Here is a 21781-nt window from a genome sequence, read left to right as displayed (position 1 = left end):
CTATTCTTCTGTCAAAGATTGACGGTTGAGCTGAGAAGTCGCGATTTCACGATAAATCTCGTTGTTCTCCATCAATTCATTGTGGGTTCCGCGACCAACAATTTCACCTTCATTCAGTACAATGATTTGGTCTGCATCCATAATGGTTCCAACACGTTGGGCCACAATCAGCACTGTCGCATTTTCCGTTACTTCCTTCAAACGACTCCGCAAAATTGCATCCGTTTTATAATCCAATGCTGAGAAGGAATCATCAAAAATGTAAATATCCGGCTTCTTCACAATAGCACGCGCAATCGAAAGACGTTGTTTCTGCCCACCAGACAAATTGCTTCCGCCCTCAGCAAGGTGGGTGTCAAATTTCTCTTCCTTGCTCTCGATAAATTCTTTAGCTTGAGCCACATCCGTCGCTTCGTGAAGCTCCATAAGACTAGCATCTACCTTACCGTACTTTAAGTTTTCCGCGATAGTTCCGGTAAATAGCAGAGCTTTCTGCGGAATAAAACCAATCTTACTACGAAGTGCTTTTAGATTGTAACGTCTGACATCCACACCGTCCACCAAGATACGACCAAGTGTCACATCGTAGAAACGTGGAATCAAGTTGACCAAGGAAGACTTGCCAGAACCTGTTGAACCAATAAAGGCAATGGTTTCACCGGGCTTAGCCTTAAATGAAATATTGTGTAGAACAGGGGACTCCGTTTCCCCTGGATAAGCAAAGGTCACATTTTCAAATTCCAAATAACCATGTGAATCAGTCTCAGTTATGCCATCTTCATTCTTAGAAATGGAAATGGGCATATCCAAGACTTCCTGAATCCGATGACTCGATACCGACATACGTGGATACATGTTAAACAAGTTAGCAAAGAGCAAGAAAGAGAAAAGTGCATGGAAACTATATTCGATAAAGGCTACCAAATCCCCAATTTGTAAACTGCCCTCCTGTAGAGGAGTCAAAGCAAACCAAATGATTGCCACGATCATAGCAATGATAATCTGCACAAACAAGGGCTCCGTCAACCCAGTAAGGTTGAAAAGCTTTTTAGATGTTTCTGTATATTGTTCATTGACATCTGAAAAACGCTCTTCCTGAAACTCCTCGCGCGTAAATGCACGAATGACACGAAGTCCCATTAAGTTCTCACGAACATACTGGTTAATGGTATCCAACAGTTTTTGTTGTTTTTCGGATAAGGGACGTGTTTTAGTCGCAACATAATAGATAACGAAAATAAGGAAGGGAATAGCGACCGCCACTGTCCATGCTAAACTTGGACTCGTAACCAAGGTCATCACAACGCTGGCTACCATCATCAGCGGAGTAATAATTCCCAATTTCAAAACCATCTCAGAGAATTGCATCAAAACAAAGGCATCATTTGTCATACGGGCAACTAGGGAAGAAACACCAATTTGCTCGTATTCATGATGAGAATAGTCTTGAATTTTCTCATACATATCATTCCGAATATCTTTTACGATAGTTGTCGTTAACTTACCAGCTGCATAAGTCAAAATCACCCGACCAGCAATTCCTAATAAGACAACAAACCCCATCATCCCAGCCCAGAAATAGAGCTGACTGGCATCATTTTTGGTAATACCTTGGTCAATCATCCTTGCCAAAAATGTAGGCAAGCCTAAGTTTACTACAACAAATAAAATAGCTCCCAACAAATCTAATGCTAACCATTTTGGATATTTTTTCAAATAAGTCCAAATCAGATTCATCTTTTCATCCTTTCTATATGTTAAAAGGGGCAAGGCCCCTGACTGAAAATTTAAAAGCCACCAAAAGGTGACTTTCTATTCTTTCTCGTCGATCACTAAACGAACTTTTTTATCACTTGTAGGGACAGAATAAACAATCGTTCTGATTGCAGAAATGGTACGTCCTTTTTTACCGATGACACGGCCGATGTCCGATTGTTCTAAATCCAAATGGTATTCTAAGAATTCAGGTGTATCAACGATTTTAATCGTCAAGTTTTCAGGCTGTGAAATCAAAGGCTTCACAATCGCAATAATGAGATTTTCAATCATGTCCATAAGTGTTCTCGCTTACTGTTCTTATTTAGAGAATTTTTGTTCGTGGAATTTTTTCAATACGCCAGCGTTTGAAAGAAGAGCACGAACAGTGTCAGATGGTTGTGCACCTTTTGCCAACCACTCAAGTACACGTTCTTCTTTAAGAGTTACTGAGTTTTCAGCCAAAAGTGGGTTGTAAGTACCAACTGTTTCAATGAAACGACCATCACGTGGTGCACGTGAGTCTGCAACGTTAATACGGTAGAATGGTTTCTTTTTAGAACCCATACGAGTTAAACGGATTTTTACTGCCATTTTTTAATGTCTCTTTTCTTTTAATTTTTATTATTCGGTGAAATAGCAGAGCTATTTAGCACATGTTCTATTATAACACACTTTGATAGGGTGTCAAGAAAAAAACTTGACACTTTTTAAAAATTTTATTGCTCCAGCATATCCGATAGTTCTCTTAGTTGACTTGCTAAATTCGAGCGGTCAAAAAGCAAATTATAGAATCCATCTTCACTCAATACACCGCAAGGAATAACATCAAAACAACCCATATTGGATAAATTAAGATCTTCCATATAGGTCTGGCTTTGATAATAATTCTAGTAACCGTAAATAACTTGATTGTGCCTGATTGAGCTGGGTAACACTATCAGCAAGGGACTTGTTCATCTCCAGATGCATATAAAAAATTTTTCCATCTCCTTGACACGTTTCCTAGCTTCCATACAATCCCCCATCAATGTGTTGCACCTCCAACGTTCTTCACATCCTCTTTGTCTCTAAATGCAACCATTGCTCCAATGGCTGCTTCAACTCCTCTAACAATATCGGCTAGAGACATAGAGGCAAAGCCTGGTTTGTCAAGAACCTGTTCCGGTAGAAACGGAATATGAAGAAAGCCAGCCTTAGTCTTTGGAAATTGTTTCTCCGCTAAGTAAAGAGCTTGGTACATGAGATGGTTGCAAACGAAGGTCCCTGCTGTATTAGAAACAGAGGCTGGAAGACCTGCTGCACGAATGGCTTCAACCATTGCTTTGATGGGTAAAGTTGAAAAATAAGCAGATTGCCCATCTTCGCGAATCATGGTGTCAATTGGTTGTTGTCCTAAATTATCCGGAATGCGAGCATCGTCTTGATTAATGGCTACACGCTCAGGTGTTAATTCCATTCTTCCACCAGCCTGTCCAATACATAGCACATTATCTGGTGCATACTTAGCCATAGCTTTTTCAAGAACACTTGCGGCTTGATAAAAAACAGTTGGAATCTCCTCAAGAAGAATCTCTGCGCCTGCAATCTGCTTTGGTAAAGATTTAATGACCTCCAGTGCAGGATTGATAGACTCACCTCCAAATGGATCAAAACCAGTTACTAATATTTTCATTCTGTTCTCACTCCTTCAAATGAATTTCTCCATAATGAAATTTTTGATTGGGTCTTACATGACGTTTAAAGCCAAATTCTTCAAAAACACTATCTCTGAAATGAGCCTTGACAAGAATTTTTTCCCTTGCAACCCGTTTTGCCTCAAGAAGCAACTCTTCTGACAATCGACTTCCGTCAGCCATCTCCACTAAACCAGCAAGATTGTTTGATTCCTTAATTTCTTCTGAAAACATGGGATCAAAGTAAATGACATCAACAGACTTATCTATTTGTTCTTTCAGATAGGTCAAACTATCTATCCATCTGGTTTGAATGGATCGCATAGCACAATCCACCAGCACAATACTACTGTTGAAATCCTGTAAACCACGACTAACAATAAAATGAATAAGCCGTGAACTCTCCAAGGATGTCACCTGATGACCTGCACTAGCTAATACGATACTATCAGAAGCTAGTCCCATGGTACAATCTAAAATCGTTTTCTTTGATGGCCCAATTAGATCTAATAGCGGATCATGTCCTGCTTTTATTCGCAACATCGCTGTGTCAGGGTGGAAAAAGAAGGTTTGACCATTTCTCTGCTCTAAAACAAGCTTATTTTGATAGAGCACAAGCACCTTTTCTACTTCCTTTAATAACGACGAAACGGACCGCTTGTTTCTTTTCAAGTATTCTATACCTAAATCCTTAGCCAGCTGTTTCGCCTTTGCAACAAGATTATCGTCCATCCTCAGACTCGTAGTGATTATTACTTTCATACTGTATCTAGTATACTCAAAAAACAGAATGAACTCAACATTCATCCTGTTTTTAGGTCCTATTAAATCGCCTGTGTCATGAAGCTACGGCTTTCTAGAACTTTAACCATGGCTTCAGCAGTATCAAGAGCTGTAAAGAGAGGAATTCCTCCTTCGATAGCAGAACTACGAATCACTTGTCCAGCACTATCTGCTACACGCTTTTTACCAACTGTGTTAATAATAGCTTGGACTTTCCCAGCTCGAACGAGACTAGGAATATCTTGATTTTCAGGATCTCCTAATTTTCCAATGAGCGTAACAGGTAAGCCATTCTCAATAAGATAGTCTGAAGTACCAACTGTCGCAAATAGACCATAACCCAATTCGTAGAACCGTTTTGCAAGAGCAAGGGCCTCTTCCTTATCTTCATCTGCAATAGTGAAGACGATGTTCCCAAATTCTTCTAAATGCTGGTAACTTGCTTCAAAAGCCTTATAAAGGGCTTTTTCGAGTGTGGCGTCTGAACCCATAATTTCACCAGTTGACTTCATTTCTGGGCCTAAAAGACTATCTACTTTAGCTAATTTTGAGAATGAGAAGACAGGAGCTTTGACATGGACTTGTTGACTTTCAGGATAGAGTCCATCTTCATAACCAAGTTCTGAAAGGCGTTGCCCCAAAATCAATTTCGTTGCCACTTGCGCCATCGGAATATCTGTTACTTTTGACAAGAATGGAACCGTACGACTGGCACGTGGATTTACCTCAATGACATAAACTATTTCGTCTTTGATGACAAACTGAATATTCATCATACCAATACAGTTCAAGCCGATAGCTAGACGTTTAGTATAATCCACAATCGTTTCTTGCACCTTTTTCGATAAAGTCTGTGGTGGATAAACTGCCATTGAGTCTCCTGAGTGAACCCCAGCACGTTCAATGTGCTCCATGATACCAGGAATTAAAACATCAGTACCATCTGATATAGCATCCACTTCACATTCACGACCTACAATATATGAGTCGACCAAGACAGGGTGTTCTGGCGATGCCTTAACTGCTGTTCGCATATAAGAACGTAGGTCATTTTCATTTTCAACAATTTCCATCGCGCGACCACCCAAAACATAAGATGGCCGTACAAGCACAGGGAATCCAATCTTGCGAGCTGCTTCTATCGCTTCCTCTTCATTTGTTGCAGTTTGCCCAGGCGGTTGTGGAATACCCAAATTTTTCAAGGCTTTTTCAAACAAATCGCGATCTTCAGCTCGATCCAAATCAGCCACTTGCGTACCCAGGATAGGAATACCAGCTTTTTCCAATGGTTCTGCCAAGTTGATCGCAGTCTGTCCACCGAATTGAACGATAACACCTTTTGGTTGTTCCAAGTCAATCACGTTGAGGACATCTTCAAGAGTCAGAGGCTCAAAATATAACTTATCAGAAACAGAGAAGTCTGTCGAAACTGTTTCAGGGTTTGAATTCATAATAATCGCTTCATAGCCTGCGTCCTGAATGGCTTTTACCGAATGGACTGTCGCGTAGTCAAACTCAACACCCTGCCCAATCCGAATCGGACCTGAACCTAACACAAGGACAGATTCTTTTTCAGACCGAATGGATTCATTTTCCCACTCATATGTTGAATAGAAATAAGGTGTTGAACTTTCAAATTCAGCTGCACAAGTGTCCACCATCTTATAAACAGGAATAATCTTATGATCTGTACGCAACTGACGAATATAGGATACTGTTCTACCCCAAAGTTCTGCAATTTTACGATCTGAAAAGCCATATTTTTTAGCTTTTTTCAGCAAATCAATATTATCATGATTGATGGCTAATTCCTGCTCGATTTCTAATATATGAAGCAGTTTATCAAGGAAGAAGATATCAATTTTCGTTAATTGAGCAAGCTCTTCAACAGTGTATCCTCGTCTTAGACCTTCTGAAAGATAGAAAAGACGGTCATCTTGAGCCTTAACAATTTTTTCTACTAAAGCATCATCAGACAAGTGACTTAGCTCAGGCATTTCATTGTGGTAAACACCAATTTCCAAGGAACGACAAGCCTTCAGAAGACTTTCTTCAATGTTACGACCTATTGCCATCACTTCCCCAGTTGCTTTCATCTGTGTACCAAGGCGACGTTCCCCTTTTTCAAATTTATCAAATGGGAAGCGAGGAATTTTAGCAACAACGTAGTCGAGTGCTGGCTCAAACATAGCGTAAGTTGTTCCAGTTACAGGGTTAACCATCTCATCCAAGGTAAAACCGACAGCAATTTTAGCAGCTAATTTGGCAATTGGATAACCTGTTGCTTTTGAAGCTAAGGCTGATGAACGAGAAACACGTGGATTTACCTCAATGACGTAGTATTTGAAACTATGTGGATCTAAAGCCAACTGAACATTACAACCACCTTCGATTTTCAAGGCACGAATGATTGTCAGACTGGCATCACGTAGCATTTGATTTTCAATATCTGAAAGCGTCTGAGTTGGCGCAAATACAATCGAGTCACCTGTATGAATTCCAACAGGGTCAAAGTTTTCCATGTTACATACAACAAGGGCATTATCCGCAGCATCACGCATCACTTCGTACTCAATTTCTTTGTATCCAGCAATCGACCGCTCAATCAAACATTGAGTAACAGGTGAAAGTTTCAATCCATTTTCAGCGATTTCTTTCAACTCTGATTCGTTGCTACACATACCGCCACCAGTACCTCCTAAGGTAAAAGCTGGACGAACAATGACTGGATAGCCGATAGTCTTAGCAAAAGATAAAGCTTCTTCAACTGTTGTTACTATCTCAGATTCTGGAATAGGCTGCTTCAGGTCCTCCATCAACTGTTTGAATAAATCACGATCCTCAGCCTGATCAATTGCTGACAGCTTAGTTCCCAATAACTCAACACCAAGTTCTTCTAAAATACCAGCTTTAGAAAGTTCCATAGCCATATTTAGACCAGTTTGACCACCGAGTGTTGGTAAGATAGCATCTGGACGCTCTTTCCGCAAAATACGTGTAACAAATTCAATCGTGATAGGTTCAATGTAAACCTTATCAGCGATTTCTTTATCTGTCATGATTGTTGCAGGATTTGAATTGACCAAGACAACGCTATAGCCTTCTTCTTTCAAAGCTAGACAAGCCTGTGTCCCAGCATAGTCAAACTCAGCAGCCTGACCAATCACAATGGGACCAGACCCAATCACCATAATTTTATTAATATCCGTACGTTTAGGCATAATTTTAAGATATTAAGGGCGTTAAGCGGACACAGTCAAAATAGGAGTTTGACGAAGAACGCTTGCGTTCTAGGAAAAACTATCTTTTTGACCCAGTCCGTAGCCCGAATTCAATTACAAAATCCGAGCAACAGAACACCCCTTCTCCTTTCTATTTGTCAACTCACAGGTTGACATTAAATAAGATAAGTCCGAAGCTTAACAGTTCAGCTCGATAATAGATGAACTGTTAAGCTAGTACAAGGGATAGCCTGACCTCCAATAGAGGCAGGGTCCGCAAATAGGGTTTTCAGCCACTCAGTCCCATCTTTGTAGTGCAAGGGATAGTCGACCTCCAATAGAGGCAGGCGTAGAGAAATGAGTTGCTCGCAACCATTGACCTGTCCCTTGTCTTTCTATTTTCTATCTCTCCGGATAGAATGAAATAAACAACCGATGTCTGAAATCTCGATTCAATCATAATTGAGGTTTTAAAACTAGTGTCTAAGCTAGCAATTGATCGAGAATTCAGCACTAGTTCTCAAAATTCGACTCAACTTTTCAGCTTAGTGGACAATTGCATACGCGCATGTAATCTTGAAGTCGCACTACATTTTGTTTGTCACTCGTGCTCTTGTTTAAATGAGTCCATCAAGTCCATGAATTCATCAAAAAGATAGCTAGCATCATGAGGACCAGGTGCTGCATCTGGGTGAAATTGTACCGAGAATCCTGGAAGGTATTTATGACGCACACCCTCGACCGATTTATCGTTGATTTCTTCATGCGTAATCATGAGACAATCCGGCAAATCTTCACGCGAAACCGCAAAACCATGGTTTTGGCTTGTAAAGTCTACACGACCAGTTACAATTTCTCTAACGGCATGGTTGAAACCACGGTGTCCAAATTTCATCTTATACGTCTTAGCACCATTTGCCTTGGCATACAGTTGATGGCCCATACAAATTCCAAAAATAGGGATTTTCCCTTGGATACTACGAATCATCTCCAACGCTTCCGGTACATCATCTGGATTTCCTGGACCATTTGACAACATCACACCATCTGGAGAGAGTGCTAAGATTTCTTCTGCTGTCGTATCAAATGGAACTACAGTAACATTGCATTCACGCTTAGACAATTCACGTAAGATTGAATGCTTCAAACCAAAATCAACCAAGACCACGCTACGCCCAATTCCTGGAGCAGGATAAGCTGTTTTCGTTGATACTTGCTCAATATTGTTGGTCGGTAATACTGTCGCACGCAACTGATCTGTCAAATGCTCAATGGAATCACCCACATTTGCAATTGTTGCCTTCATAGTCCCATGTTTACGAATAATTTTTGTTAAGGCACGCGTATCGATACCAGAAATCCCTGGAATATTTTTTGCTTTTAAAAATTCATCTAGTGTTAGTTGGTTCCGCCAGTTGCTTGCCCGTCTGGCCCACTCACTAACAACTACTCCTTTACAAGTTGGATTAATGGACTCATAATCATCACGGTTGACACCATAATTCCCTACCAAAGGATATGTAAATGTTAAAATTTGACCATTATATGATTGGTCTGTAATGGACTCTTGGTAACCTGTCATGCCCGTTGAAAAAACCAGTTCACCAGTCACATCTAATTCGGAACCAAAGGCTTCCCCTTCAAAAATAGTTCCATCTTCCAAAATTAATCGTCTTTTTGACATAATAATAAGATATTAAGGGCGTTAAGCGGACACAGTCAAAATAGGAGTTTGTTCAAGAACACTTGCGTTCGAGGAAAAACTATCTTTTTGACCCAGTCCGTAGCCCGAATTCAATTACAAAATCCGAGCAACAGAACACCCCTTCTCCTTTCTATTTGTCAACTCACAGGTTGACATTAAATAAGATAAGTCCGACGCTTAACAGTTCAGCTCGATAATAGATGAACTGTTAAGCTAGTGCAAGGGAAACTTTTATGCCTTGCCATTCACTATCGCTTCTAAGATAGCCATTCGGACAAATACACCATTTTGCATTTGTCGAACAATGCGAGATTTAGGTGCCTCAACCAAGAGATCAGCAATTTCTACATCACGATTAACAGGTGCTGGATGCATTACAATTGTCTGTTCTTTTAGTCGTTTATACCTATCCTCAGTTAATCCATGCAAACGATGGTAATGTTCTTTTGAAAAACTTTCTGACCCATCATGTCGTTCGTGTTGAACACGGAGCAACATCAAGACATCTAATTCTTCAATAATATCATCAATATTTACATGTTTACCATAAATATCAAATTCTTCCGCATACCATTCTTCAGGACCAGTAAAGTAAATATCAGCTCCCAATCGTTTGAGAATTTGCATATTTGATTTAGCAACTCTCGAATGAGTGATGTCCCCTGCAATAGCGATTTTTAACTGTTCAAAGCTGCCAAATTCTTCATAGATTGTCATCAGATCAAGCAGAGATTGACTCGGATGCTGACCTGAACCATCTCCTCCATTGACAATTGAAGTCTGTATTGTCGGACTATCAATCAATTGTTTGTAGTAATCTACCTCTGAGTGTCGAATCACACAAATATCGACCCCTAATGCCGACATGGTTAGAATTGTATCATAAAGGGTTTCGCCTTTATTTACCGAACTCGTGCGGGCATCGAAATCTATGATTCCCATTTCTAATCTAAGTTCAGCCATTTCAAATGATTTGTGAGTGCGTGTTGAATCCTCAAAGAACAAATTTGAGGCATAATATTTACGATATAAAGCAACAGGCTCACCTTTTTTGAAAGCTAATCCCCGTTGGATAAGTCCCAGCACTTCTTCATTTGAAAGTGTTTCCATAGTCACCAAATGTTTTAGAGATACTTTACCATCTACAATTGTCATGATACTTACCGCCTTTAATCTACTTGACTTATTCCGCTTCTACTAATAAAACAGCATCTTGTTGGTCAATTTCCGTCATATGAACGATGATTTCCTCTGTCCGACTTGTTGGAATATTTTTTCCAACATAATCTGCACGAATCGGTAATTCTCTATGACCGCGGTCAACCAATACAGCCAAACTAACGCGAGCGGGTCTTCCAAGTGACACAATATTATCAATTGCTGCACGAATGGTACGTCCAGTATAGAGTACATCATCTACCAAGATAACATCCCGATCATTGACATCCGCAGTAAAATTCGTTGTATCTTCTTCAACTTTCACATCATCTCGGAAAGGCTTGGTGTCTAATTCACCCAAAGGTACATCAATCCCCTCAATTTGCTTCAGCCTTTCTTGAATTCGCTTAGCTATAAAAACACCTCGTGTTTTAATGCCAGCAAGAACGATATTGTCTAAATTTTTGTTGCGTTCGATAATTTCATATGTGATGCGGGTAATCGCCCGCTTCATGGTCATATCATCAACGATTTCTTTTGTCTTCATAAGACCTCCAAAAAATATAGAAAAAGTCTCCTTTTCCAAGGAGACTTTGAAAATATCAGCTAATATGGTCTTTGAGTCCTACGATTATTATGGCAACGAATAAAAAACATTGTTTCCTATTTCCCAATCCTGAGAATCTTGCTCATTATCAAAAGTAAACTAAAAGACAATCAAAACCAGCCTCATGATCATCCGACTCCTTGTCTGCCTCTCTGGACAGGTATTAAAGGATTTATTAAGCAGAGTATAGCATAAAATACTGTCCTTGACAATTTTTTTGTTGAAAAAAATACTAACTTTCGGTTTTTAGTGGAAATTATTTTTAAACTGTTTATTTGGTGCAACACGTAGACACTTGATTCCAGCTAATCCAAATCCGCAGATAAGATAGGCTGCAAAAATAATTCCTACATAGGTCAATACATACGACCAGCCATATTTTGGCACATTTAAAAAGAAATAGGCAAATGGACTATCCTTGGCATCCGGAATTGGAATCTTGAGTAAAAAGCCATTGACTAACCCAAAAATCATATACAGAACTGGTAATAACGTCCACCAAATCGGATCAAACCATTTATACTGGCGCTGATGATCCAGTAAGATGGTATCCAGCAAAAAGTATAAAGGAACAATATAGTGGCAAAGTATATTTTCAACACGCCAAAAATCTTCGGCCAGTGGTGCCAACATAAAATGATAGACCACACAGGTAATCATTATTGACATTGTTACCGCAGCCTTTATTCGAAGGAACTGAGGACCTTGTAAATCGTTTCCCTTGAACATGGCATAAACCATATACACAGCAAACAGGGAGACCAGTAAGTTAGACTGCACTGTGTAATACATAAGCATACCGATGCCGTACTTTATAATCTCTAAAGCTGTACCAGTAACAGCTAAAATAGCCAGCAGACACCTACTGTAAAACAAAATACTTTGATGTTTCATAATATCCTTTCAAAAACGCGAAAAGACTGGTGAACCAGTCCTTTCCAAATCTATACTAAATTTTCTTAACGAACTCAGATTTTAACTTCATCGCACCGAACCCATCGATTTTGCAATCAATGTTGTGGTCACCTTCGACGATACGAATCCCTTTTACACGTGTACCTTGTTTCAAATCCTTAGGTGAACCCTTGACTTTCAAGTCTTTTATAAGTGTAACAGTATCCCCATCAGCCAAACGATTGCCATTTGCATCGATTGCCACTGGACCGTTTTCTTCTTCAGCCACATCAGCTGGGTTCCATTCATAGGCACATTCAGGGCAAACTAATAGTGCTCCATCCTCATAAACGTATTCAGAATTGCATTTTGGGCATTTTGGTAAAGTTTCCATTCATTGTCTCCTCAAATGTTATCTGTACTAGTCTATCATCTTTTTAAAAAATGAGCAAGTAGACCAAAACCATTCACCAAACTGAAATTTTCACTATTTTTTCAGAGAATAGTCTGTTCTAGAGCCCCTTGGCCTTTAACAGTTCGGCGGAGATATTCTAGTGTATCCTGAAAAATAGCTGGCGCTTCTGCTGTAAAAGCAACTACCTCTCCAGTTCTAGGATGAGTGAATCCAAGAGTTCTGGCATGGAGAAATTGGCCATTTCCTTTTAAAGTTTTTCGCGGACCATAAACTTCGTCCCCAGCAACTGGATGACCAATATAAGCCATGTGAACCCGAATTTGGTGGGTTCTACCTGTTTCTAATGTTAATTCAACTAAGGTATAGTCATCAAACCGTTCCAATACTTGAAATCTCGTGACCGCTTTTTTCCCTTTTGCCGTCACAGCCTGTTTCTTACGATCCTTTTCAGAACGACCAATAGGAGCTTCAATGACTCCACGATCATTTGGAAGGTTTCCATGTACAATGGCCCAATACTTGCGAAGGGATTTTTTATCTTTCAATTCAGCTGCAAGTTTTGTATGGGCCTCATCATTTTTAGCAATCATTAATAAACCTGAGGTATCCTTATCGATTCGATGAACAATCCCAGGACGAAGGACACCGTTGATGCCAGACAAGTCTTTGACATGGTATAGAAGAGCATTAACTAAGGTCCCGGAAGTATGTCCAGCTGAAGGGTGCACAACCATTCCTTGAGGTTTGTTGACAACAGCGACATCTTCATCTTGATAAACAATATCTAAAGGAATATCTTCAGCGACATAATCCATTTCTTCAATTTCTGGTACTTGATAGGTAATGATATCCCCTTCTTGTACAGTATATTTTGCCTTCTTTACTTGACCATTGACCAATACCTGACCAGCCTTGATTTGGTCATTTGCCACCGAACGAGATAACTCTGTCAATTCTGACAATGCCTTATCCAGACGAACACCGCCTGCTTCAACCTTTATTTTCATCATACTCTTCTTTCAATATACATATAAATAACAATCCAACCCCAACCGACAAGCACATATCAGCGACATTAAAAATCGGAAAATTTATAAAATCCAGGTGAAACATATCAACAACATACCCCAAACGAACACGGTCAATAAAGTTACCCAAAGCTCCAGCCATCATCAAAGAAAGACTGAATAATGTCCATAGACTTCCTTTTATTTGTCGAATATAGTACCAAACCAGCCCAATCATTACAACAATAGTTACTATCGTAAAAAACCATTGTTGATTTTGCAAAATCGACCAAGCTGCACCATAGTTGCGTAAATAGGCCAAACTCATGAAACCAGGTAAAAATTTTCTTACTGAATCTAACTCAATATTCGCAACTGTCCAAGCTTTCACATATTGATCAATAGCAATTAAAACCGCCGCAAGGAGCGGAAACCCAAATTTACGCATGTTCTTCCTTCTTTTTATCAAAATATGAATGCAAAGTCTCCACAAAATCCTGTGCGCATTGACTCAATTCATCACTCGCACGTTTAACGTAGACCATGCGATTGTCAACTTTTCCTTTAAATGGTATCACTGTAATCCCATTCACACTCTCATCATCCAAGTAACCCGAACCAGTCGCATAAGCGTCTGTACGTTCTAAAATGCCATTTAAGGTAGCTCGATCTGTCACGTCAAAAACTACTGATGAGTCAGAGGTGTCAATCAGATTTTCTGAATAATATAGATAGGCTTCCTTCTCTTGGGTAAATCGAACAGTCGGTAAACCAACCAAATCTGCTGGTTCAATCTCGTCTTTATTTGTCAAGGGATGATCTTCCCGAAGGTAGATATGTGTTTGGAAATCAGATAAATCAATCACTTGCAAATGAAGTTTATCTAACTTTTGCATGATACCTTTAGTATTTTTATCATTTAAATAGATAATACCTAATTCACTATATCCTTGGGCAACCTCATCTAAAATTTGTGCTGTGGTTGATTCAAAAATACGAAAATGAGGATATTGTGGATGTTGTCTAGAAAACTCGGTAATCAATGGAGGCAAAAAGTCATAGTGTTGACTAGAAATAGAAAAAGTTTTCTCGCCTTCTTCAGGTTGCAAGTAAAGATGTTCAAACTGATCAAAACCTTTTACCAAATTTTGAGCTTTTTCATAAAATTCCATCCCTTTTTGCGTTAAAAAGGTGCCAGAACTGGTTCGACTAAAGATTTGAAAACCAAGCTCTGTTTCCAAATCTTTAATGGAAATGGATAAACTTGGCTGAGAAACATACATCTTTTCCGCTGCTTCTCGAAACGTTCCACTATTAGCAATAGCCACTACGTATCGTAATTGTTGAATATTCATCGTAAAATCCTCTTTTATACTACTTTTTCTATTATACCAGAAATATGTAGATTTTGGGAGACTTCAAATTACACCATAAAGCGTCACTTCTATACCAACCTATAAAGAGATGAAAGACCAAGGGTTAAAATACACATTTCAACAATCATCAGTCCAAAGTTGTATAGTATCTTTTTCTAATCATTAAAAAAATAACAATCAAAAGATTGATTTTCAAATGTTTGGAGAAAATATCCAGACTTCAAAAGAATTACCCCACATGGATTTAGACACACCCACTGCTCCCTTTTGTTTGAAGCTGGTGCTACTATCAAGAAAGATTCGGACACGAAAACATCCAAACAACCATGGACATCTACGCTCATGTTACTCAAAAAGCAAAGAATGAAATTGCCGACAAGTTCGCTTCCTACATTGGTTTTTGAAATATGGGTATCACGGTGAGTATCAAATCAAAAAAATAGGCCTTCCGAAAACTCGGAAAGCCTTGTAATATAAGGTTTCTAGACCTTATTTTGCGATTGGGTAAACAGATACCTGTTTCTTATCGCGACCTTTACGTTCGAAGCGTACAACGCCTTCTACTTTAGCGTAAAGAGTATCATCTCCACCACGTCCTACGTTAGCTCCTGGGTAGATTTTTGTACCACGTTGGCGGTAAAGGATTGAACCACCTGATACAGTTTGGCCGTCAGCAGCTTTCGCACCAAGGCGTTTCGCTTGTGAGTCACGACCGTTTGACGTTGAACCTCCACCTTTTTTGTGGGCCATAAATTGCAAGTTAGCAAGATTCAAGTTTAACATATGTTATTCCTCCGAATTTCTGTAATGATTGCTTCAAGCTACGCCTTAAGCGTTGATAGCGTTGATAACAACTTTTGTGTAAGGTTGACGGTGACCTTGTTTGCGGTGGCTACCTTTTTTAGGTTTGTACTTGAAGGCAACAACTTTTTTCTGTTTACCTTGTTTTTCAACAGTACCAACAACAGTAGCGCCTGCTACAAGTGGAGTACCCACAACAGTTTTCTCACCACCAACAAGAACTACTTCTTCGAAAGTAACTTCTTGACCTGCTTCAACGTTCAATTTTTCAACGTAGATAGCTTGACCGACTTCAACTTTAACTTGTTTGCCGCCAGTTTTAATGATTGCGTATGTGCTCATTATGCACCTCCTATGATTTTTGGGTCTTGCCCGAATTAGATGTGAAGACTCGCCTAGTACCGTGGGTCGAACCACTTTATCTTGCTCAATAAAAATTAAGTTCAGACTAGCTTCAATAGTCTAAGGATAGACTATTGAAGGTTGGAAATGTATCGAACATAGTTCGTGTCGTCGCAGGTAGAACTTAGTTTCACCAAGTTAAGACAACGACGTTAGAGCTTAATTTTTGCAGAGCAACGGCATTCGTGCGGTTGCACAGGAAATGTGCATACATAGTCAACAGTCCTATTATAACAAAAACACCTGCAAATGCAAGTGTTCTGTATCACTTTTCTTACATTTCAAAAACTTCGCTCTCCTGCTTGTTTGGTAAGAATAGAGAGAGGACGATTCCGACAAGAGCTGGTAATAACCAAGTTAGTGATTGTCCAGCCAATGGCAGAGCTGAGATGATTTTTGAAACAGCAGTCCAGTTGAATTGTCTCGCTAAAACTTCTACCAATGACAAAGCTGCCACTAGTCCCACAGTTAATTGCATACCATAGGTCGAAAGCGGTACAAATTTGTTAACAATGGTAATCAAGACAATACAGATAGTAATTGGATAGAGAACCAAAAGAACTGGAACAGAGAAGGTGATGATATTGTTCAAACCGAGGTTGGAAATCCCAAAGCCAATCAAAGTAAAGATAGTCGCATATACTTTGTAGCCAAAACATGGAAAACGCTCAGCGAAAAATTCACCTGAAGAAACAATCAAGCCAGCCGTCGTCGTAAAGCAAGTAACGATAACCATAACAGCTAAGAAAATTTGTGCACCTGGTCCAAAAATAGCCTGTGTTGCTTGCGAAAGAATGTAAACACCCTTGTTGGTATCGGAAGCCAAAACATCAGCAGGCACTGGGAAATGATTACCTAGGAAAGCCAAACCGACATATAGTGCTGAGAATGCTAAGGCTACAACAAAACCAACAGACCAGATAGTTGAAACATATTCTTTCTTGCTGGAGAAACCAAGTTGTTTTAAGGTATTCACCGCTACAACGCTAAAAGCAATTGCGGCAAGGGCATCAAGGGTGTTGTATCCTTCAATAAATCCTGTACCAAATGCCTGTCCAGCTGAGTAAGCATCGGCTGCAGGAAGTGGATTAGTAGAACCATATTTAACAACACCTAGCACCACTAAAATCACAATCAAAATCGCAAAAACAGGCGTTAAAATACGTCCGATACTGTTTAAAATCTGAGATGGATTGAGGGCAATCAGATAAGCTGCCACAAAGTAAAAAGCTGTAAAACCAAACAACCATGGACCCAGATTCGCATCGCCCAACAATGGAGCAATTCCAACCTCAAATGACGTTGTAGCTGTACGTGGAATTGCAAAAAATGGTCCAATTGCCAAGTACAAAGCAACAAGATAAACAGTAGCAAACAAGGGTGAAATCTTACGTGAGATCTCATGCACGTACCCTTTAGGGTTAAGTGTTCCTACAATCAAAGCAATCACGGCAATACCGACACCAGATACAACAAATCCTAAAATGGCTGGCCAGAAATGTTCACCAGACAAAATACCGAGCGCTGGAGGAAATATCAAATTTCCTGCACCAAAAAACATACCAAACAGTAGTAAACCTGTTAGGGCTCCTTTTTTCATAAAAACTCCTTCTTATCTTTTTCGAAAGTCCATTATACCACAAAAATTCGATTTTTCCGAACGTTAGGTTATAAAGGTAACGACACCTAAGTCAAATAATTAAAAAACGCATCAAAACATGTCAAAATTAACCTTCATTTGATGCGCTGAATGAATTTCTTTCTAAAGCTGTCTATTCTTTCCCAACAGTGTCAGGCATTAAACTTCATCAACAGTTTACAGTAAATCTTCGATTAAATTGTCAATCTCATCTTTCGCTTCCACTTTTGGAGTAATCTCTGTCACAATAATTCCTGCAACAGCACGTTCTACCAATCCTTCTACATCCATACGTGCTTCGTATTGCTCGACATTCTTGATTTTAGGATTAGTTTTTGGACGGTCAGGGGCAAAGATGGTACAGCAATCCTCAAATGGCTGAATGGAAATATCAAAGGTATCAATTTCTTGCGCAATATCAATGATTTCCAACTTGTCCATGGTAACGACTGGACGGATAACAGGTGTATTGGTCACAGCATTGATGGCCTGCATGGATTCCAAGGTCTGACTTGCCACTTGTCCTAGACTTTCACCATTGATAATAACCATGGCACCACGTTCTTCACGAACTCGGTCTGTAATCCGCATCATGAAACGACGTGTCAAGGTCATCAAATATGCTTCAGGTGCCTTTTCCTTGATTTCTTCCTGAATTTCTGTAAACGGCACTTCGATAAAGGTAATATTACCACCAAAGGCAGTTAATTTTCGAGTCAAATCATGGGCTTTCTTAAGTGCACCTGGACTCGTATAAGGCGGGCTAGCAAAGTGGAGGGCTTCGATTTCAACCCCACGTTTGAGAGCCAAATAGCCCGCAACAGGCGAATCAATACCCCCTGATAACATAAGCGTTCCTTTTCCAGATGTTCCAACTGGCAGACCACCTGCTCCCTTGATTTCTTCATGGGAAATGTAAGCAGCGTCAGGACGAATCTCCACTCGCAAAGTAATATCTGGTGACTTCATTTGCACCTGCACATTTGGAATAGCTGTGCAAACCGCATCTCCAAGGACTTGGTTTAGATCACGGCTGTCCAATTCAAAATTGTGGTCACTACGACGCGCAGCAATCTTAAACGTCATACCGTCCTTATAAATGTTTTTCATGATGTCTTGAACCGCTTCTTTCAAAGCTGGAACAGACTTTTCAATCTTATAAGATGGCGCAAAATTTTGGATACCAAAAATCTTTTTCAAAGATGCTGAAACTTCCTGATAATCCGCCCCATTCAAATAGACATGACCACGGTCACGATCAAAATAAACCGTCACTTCTGGGTAAACAGAAAGGACGTGCTTGATATTGTTGCGGAGTTTGTTGACAAACCGCATCTTGTTTTTCCCTTTGGTTGACAATTCGCCATAGCGAATCATAATTTCTGAATAGTTCATTCTACCTTACTTTCTGTGTATTGTGATAAATTTGTTTAAAAATCGTGAGAAATTGTTCGATTTGCCCCATATCGTTGTCACCATCCAAGCTGACACGGACTGCAGTTTGTGCCAACTTCTGCGGAACACCCATGGCAATTAGTGTACCCGCAGGTTTCCCTGCCTTAGACGAGCAGGCAGATGTAGTTGAAATATAAATCTGATGGTCCTCAAAAGCATGAACAATAACCTCACCACGAATATTCTTAATTCCAAAGGTCAATATACTAGGTACAAAGTTTTCAATTCCAGAAAAGACCGTCACATCTTGATACTTGCTCAATTCATCCACCAGAATCTGCTTCATAGCTGCCAGTTGCTTCTGGCTATCTGCTGCCTTGTCCAGGGTCAAGCGGAGCGCCTTAGCTGTCGCGGCAATACCAGCCACATTTTCCGTAGTTGAGCGCATATCGCTTTCCTGTCCTCCGCCTGTCAATAGCGGAGCGATTTTCTTACCTGCTTTGATATAGACGAACCCTACACCTCTTACAGAATGGAATTTGTGACCTGAAAAACTAGCAAAATCAACTCGGTCTGTCAAATACTGTTCCGTTGGCACCTTGCCGATAGCCTGCACAGCGTCCACATGGAAGGAGATGGTGGGTTTATCAGCTAGAAGTTGTGAAATTTCCTGAATCGGCTGAATGGCACCAATTTCATTGTTGACAGCCATGACAGAAACCAGCGTGGTATCTGGACGAATCAAAGTCTCCAAAGCTGAAACATCAACAAAACCTTGGGTATTGACCGGAGCCAAATCCACCTCAAAACCTTGTGTTTTGAGCCAAAGTGCTGACTCTTTTACCGCTGGATGCTCGATAGCTGAAACGATGATGTGCTTACCCAGATGTGCTTTCTCAAATGCGACACCTTTAATGACCCAGTTATCGCCTTCTGTACCGCCTGAAGTAAAAAAGATTTCCTTGCTTTCTTTCCCCAATAGCTCTGCTATTTGCCTACGGGATGCTTCTAGGATTCGTGTCGCCTGTGTGCCAAGGTTGTGCAGGCTGGAGGGATTTCCCCAAATTTTCGTAGCAACTTCCGTGTACGTTTTAATAACTTCTGGATGAGTCTGTGTTGTGGCTGCGTTATCGAAATAGATCATTATTTTCATTCCTTTGTTTGCAATAGTCCTATTTTATCACGTTTCACATCTTGTTTCCACTCTTTAAGTTAGATTTAAACTTCATTTCATACACTAGGTTTGGAGGTATACCATGAATACACGTTCAAAAAAAGAAAATACAACAAAAGTCGCTGGACTTTCCCATTTCCAAAAGGTTCTGACCTTTATTGGATCCATTTTAGGGATTATCACTGCATGCATTACGATCTACACCTTTAGCTCCAAATCATCTGCTCAATCAGTGTCAAATACAAGCAGCTCTACTCTACAAGTGCCTTCTAATACTGATATACAAAATTCTACTCAAGAAGGAACGACCAGTAGTTCTTCAACTGACTCATCTACATCAACAGCAGATGAGACTACTCAAACAACTACAAGTAGCTCAACAGCAACATCAGAAGTCTCCTCCTCTCCTACCGATTCCTCCACAACAGGAACAAGCAGTGAAACAAGTTCAACTACTACTTCCAGTGCAGAAGTGACTAGCGGAGCTTCTGAAAATACTTCTGGCCAATAAAAACACATAAATACTTGTCTCCCTGTTTAATGTTTAATATACTAATTGCAGGAGGTAATGGAATGAAATACTTCATCCTAAAAGTGCCAATTTTCTTATGGTTACTCACTTTAACAATTTTAGGTAATTTTTTCCTATATTCACTTTTTTTTTAAATCCGTTTGTGTCCTATTTTCTCTTTGTCTTGGGGATCTAACTGTTTCTAGTATACATATTTCAAATAAGATTTTGATGAAAATGGGCGTTATACCCCTTTACAGACTCTTTGGTGGTGGGTTTTGGGTTTTGTAGTCATTTTCATTGTGATGAAATTTTTCTTACAAACCACTTTAATACAATTATTTGCAATCATAATATTCATCGTACTCGGCAGATTTGCTTAGCGTCTTATTGAACACTTTGCAGTTTACAGATATCGTTACTTGGAAAAGGAACGTCAAAAACTCCTTTAATTCATCTCCTCAAGAAATCAAAAACAGATTGGGTATCGCAAGGAAAACTCAATCTGTTTTTTACACTCTTCGAAAATCAAAATCAGACCATGTTGACTTTGCATGATGAGTGTCAAGCTCCAGCGGAACTTGACAGCCTGTTTCCTTGAAATTTAAAAGGAACAGAGTTCTATTTTCATCAGAGCGAAACGAACTACGTTCGCCTATTTCCAACCTCCAAAGGTTCCCCGAACCTTTGGAGCAAATCGGATTTTGAATTTCATTGAGTATTAGTATTCTACATTCAAGAATCGAAAACATTTTCGAAGCGGTTCATAACCCTCACCTAAAATTCCGGTCCCATTCCCCAGTTTGGTCCTTCTTGGTGTAAAAGAATTCAGATAAGGTTGGGTCATCCATGACTTTTACGATTTCAAGCAAATCATAGGCTAATTCCAATTGACTCAGTTCGGATTTCTTAACCCATCGAACTTCTCCCTCTTCTGTTGAGTGGATAGTTCCTGAAAACTCCGTAGCCTTATAAAGAAAGACAATATAGCGATGTCCTTCTTTGTCAGGCCAGTGCTTAGTACCAACCAAGCGGGGATTTGAAATCGTCAATCCAGTCTCTTCAAAAACCTCACGTATAACAGAGTCAGAGAAATTCTCACCTTCTTCAATATGTCCACCTGGAAATGCTGCGCCAGACCAACTATACCGTTTAGGATCTCGAATCTGAACTACTACATTTTCATCCTGATCCTCTATCATACACATATTCGTAAGAGTAACCAATTGTTTACGTGACATATGATCTCCTATTCTCTATCC

The 21781-nt window shown here is 39.8% G+C and carries 21 protein-coding genes and 2 pseudogenes; 2 read left to right on the top strand and 21 right to left on the bottom strand.

Features of this window, described 5'->3' with window-relative positions:
- The 15 genes and pseudogenes from ACPC58_RS00805 to ACPC58_RS00735 form a co-directional block, all read right to left on the bottom strand.
- Nucleotides 1-1737 carry an ABC transporter ATP-binding protein gene (locus tag ACPC58_RS00805; RefSeq protein WP_434064947.1) on the bottom strand — a complete coding sequence of 579 codons (1737 nt, stop codon included), beginning with the start codon at nucleotides 1735-1737 and terminating at the stop codon, nucleotides 1-3.
- Nucleotides 1738-1812: 75 nt separating this feature from the next.
- The gene (locus ACPC58_RS00800; protein ID WP_217373831.1) at nucleotides 1813-2055 is read right to left on the bottom strand and encodes a KH domain-containing protein; all 243 of its coding nucleotides are present in this window, start codon (nucleotides 2053-2055) and stop codon (nucleotides 1813-1815) included.
- 21 nt (nucleotides 2056-2076) lie between these two features.
- A complete protein-coding gene (gene rpsP, locus ACPC58_RS00795) occupies nucleotides 2077-2349 on the bottom strand; it encodes a 30S ribosomal protein S16 (protein WP_024392238.1) in 273 nt (90 codons plus the stop codon).
- 125 nt (nucleotides 2350-2474) lie between these two features.
- Nucleotides 2475-2633 (bottom strand): annotated as a pseudogene (locus tag ACPC58_RS00790) (DUF4298 domain-containing protein); the annotation flags it as partial.
- A 149-nt stretch (nucleotides 2634-2782) separates the two neighbouring features.
- Entirely contained in the window at nucleotides 2783-3430 is a 648-nt protein-coding gene (gene pcp, locus ACPC58_RS00785; protein WP_434064946.1) for a pyroglutamyl-peptidase I, read from the bottom strand.
- A gap of 7 nt (nucleotides 3431-3437) precedes the next feature.
- On the bottom strand, nucleotides 3438-4193 hold the full coding sequence (locus ACPC58_RS00780; RefSeq protein WP_277843792.1) for a class I SAM-dependent methyltransferase: 756 nt from the start codon (nucleotides 4191-4193) through the stop codon (nucleotides 3438-3440).
- Between the two features lie 62 nt (nucleotides 4194-4255).
- On the bottom strand, nucleotides 4256-7435 hold the full coding sequence (gene carB / locus ACPC58_RS00775; protein ID WP_217373834.1) for a carbamoyl-phosphate synthase large subunit: 3180 nt from the start codon (nucleotides 7433-7435) through the stop codon (nucleotides 4256-4258).
- A 601-nt stretch (nucleotides 7436-8036) separates the two neighbouring features.
- On the bottom strand, nucleotides 8037-9119 hold the full coding sequence (locus ACPC58_RS00770) for a carbamoyl phosphate synthase small subunit (RefSeq protein WP_277843794.1): 1083 nt from the start codon (nucleotides 9117-9119) through the stop codon (nucleotides 8037-8039).
- Nucleotides 9120-9371: 252 nt separating this feature from the next.
- Nucleotides 9372-10295, bottom strand: a complete 924-nt coding sequence (locus ACPC58_RS00765) for an aspartate carbamoyltransferase catalytic subunit (RefSeq protein WP_130555268.1) — start codon at nucleotides 10293-10295, stop codon at nucleotides 9372-9374.
- Between the two features lie 28 nt (nucleotides 10296-10323).
- On the bottom strand, nucleotides 10324-10845 hold the full coding sequence (gene pyrR, locus ACPC58_RS00760) for a bifunctional pyr operon transcriptional regulator/uracil phosphoribosyltransferase PyrR (protein ID WP_024392245.1): 522 nt from the start codon (nucleotides 10843-10845) through the stop codon (nucleotides 10324-10326).
- 306 nt (nucleotides 10846-11151) lie between these two features.
- On the bottom strand, nucleotides 11152-11799 hold the full coding sequence (locus tag ACPC58_RS00755) for a Pr6Pr family membrane protein (protein WP_217373836.1): 648 nt from the start codon (nucleotides 11797-11799) through the stop codon (nucleotides 11152-11154).
- 55 nt (nucleotides 11800-11854) lie between these two features.
- A complete protein-coding gene (locus ACPC58_RS00750) occupies nucleotides 11855-12193 on the bottom strand; it encodes a zinc ribbon domain-containing protein YjdM (RefSeq protein WP_434064945.1) in 339 nt (112 codons plus the stop codon).
- Nucleotides 12194-12294: 101 nt separating this feature from the next.
- Nucleotides 12295-13221, bottom strand: coding sequence for an RluA family pseudouridine synthase (locus ACPC58_RS00745; RefSeq protein ID WP_434064960.1), 927 nt, complete (start codon nucleotides 13219-13221; stop codon nucleotides 12295-12297).
- Nucleotides 13205-13669, bottom strand: a complete 465-nt coding sequence (gene lspA / locus ACPC58_RS00740) for a signal peptidase II (protein WP_217373838.1) — start codon at nucleotides 13667-13669, stop codon at nucleotides 13205-13207. The genes ACPC58_RS00745 and lspA overlap by 17 nt, the downstream gene beginning before the upstream one ends.
- Nucleotides 13662-14576, bottom strand: a complete 915-nt coding sequence (locus ACPC58_RS00735; protein ID WP_434064944.1) for a LysR family transcriptional regulator — start codon at nucleotides 14574-14576, stop codon at nucleotides 13662-13664. The genes lspA and ACPC58_RS00735 overlap by 8 nt, the downstream gene beginning before the upstream one ends.
- A 225-nt stretch (nucleotides 14577-14801) precedes the next feature.
- Here ACPC58_RS00735 and ACPC58_RS00730 point away from each other — a divergent pair.
- A pseudogene (locus tag ACPC58_RS00730) lies at nucleotides 14802-15001 on the top strand (tyrosine-type recombinase/integrase); the annotation flags it as partial.
- Nucleotides 15002-15086: 85 nt separating this feature from the next.
- On the opposite strand, the gene rpmA reads toward ACPC58_RS00730, so the two are convergent.
- The 5 genes from rpmA to ACPC58_RS00705 form a co-directional block, all read right to left on the bottom strand.
- A complete protein-coding gene (rpmA, locus tag ACPC58_RS00725) occupies nucleotides 15087-15380 on the bottom strand; it encodes a 50S ribosomal protein L27 (RefSeq protein ID WP_009909754.1) in 294 nt (97 codons plus the stop codon).
- Between the two features lie 45 nt (nucleotides 15381-15425).
- Nucleotides 15426-15740, bottom strand: coding sequence for a 50S ribosomal protein L21 (rplU, locus tag ACPC58_RS00720; protein ID WP_216806759.1), 315 nt, complete (start codon nucleotides 15738-15740; stop codon nucleotides 15426-15428).
- 334 nt (nucleotides 15741-16074) lie between these two features.
- Nucleotides 16075-17400, bottom strand: coding sequence for a branched-chain amino acid transport system II carrier protein (gene brnQ, locus ACPC58_RS00715; protein WP_434064943.1), 1326 nt, complete (start codon nucleotides 17398-17400; stop codon nucleotides 16075-16077).
- A gap of 216 nt (nucleotides 17401-17616) precedes the next feature.
- Nucleotides 17617-18834: a tRNA uracil 4-sulfurtransferase ThiI gene (gene thiI, locus ACPC58_RS00710; protein ID WP_130554778.1), complete on the bottom strand. Its 1218-nt coding sequence runs from the start codon at nucleotides 18832-18834 to the stop codon at nucleotides 17617-17619.
- Nucleotide 18835: 1 nt separating this feature from the next.
- The gene (locus ACPC58_RS00705; RefSeq protein WP_434064959.1) at nucleotides 18836-19978 is read right to left on the bottom strand and encodes a cysteine desulfurase family protein; all 1143 of its coding nucleotides are present in this window, start codon (nucleotides 19976-19978) and stop codon (nucleotides 18836-18838) included.
- Between the two features lie 112 nt (nucleotides 19979-20090).
- Here ACPC58_RS00705 and ACPC58_RS00700 point away from each other — a divergent pair, with 112 nt between their 5' ends.
- A complete protein-coding gene (locus ACPC58_RS00700) occupies nucleotides 20091-20519 on the top strand; it encodes a DUF6556 family protein (RefSeq protein WP_434064942.1) in 429 nt (142 codons plus the stop codon).
- A 773-nt stretch (nucleotides 20520-21292) separates the two neighbouring features.
- Here ACPC58_RS00700 and ACPC58_RS00695 read toward each other — a convergent pair.
- Entirely contained in the window at nucleotides 21293-21760 is a 468-nt protein-coding gene (locus ACPC58_RS00695; protein ID WP_217373843.1) for an 8-oxo-dGTP diphosphatase, read from the bottom strand.
- Nucleotides 21761-21781: the final 21 nt, after the last annotated feature.

The sequence above is a fragment of the Streptococcus sp. VTCC 12905 genome (genome assembly GCF_049893385.1).
GTDB classification, from domain to species: Bacteria; Bacillota; Bacilli; order Lactobacillales; family Streptococcaceae; genus Streptococcus; species Streptococcus suis_AA.
The sequence above is the reverse complement of the archived record's forward strand: the minus strand, read 5'-3'. Positions and strand labels throughout refer to the sequence as shown.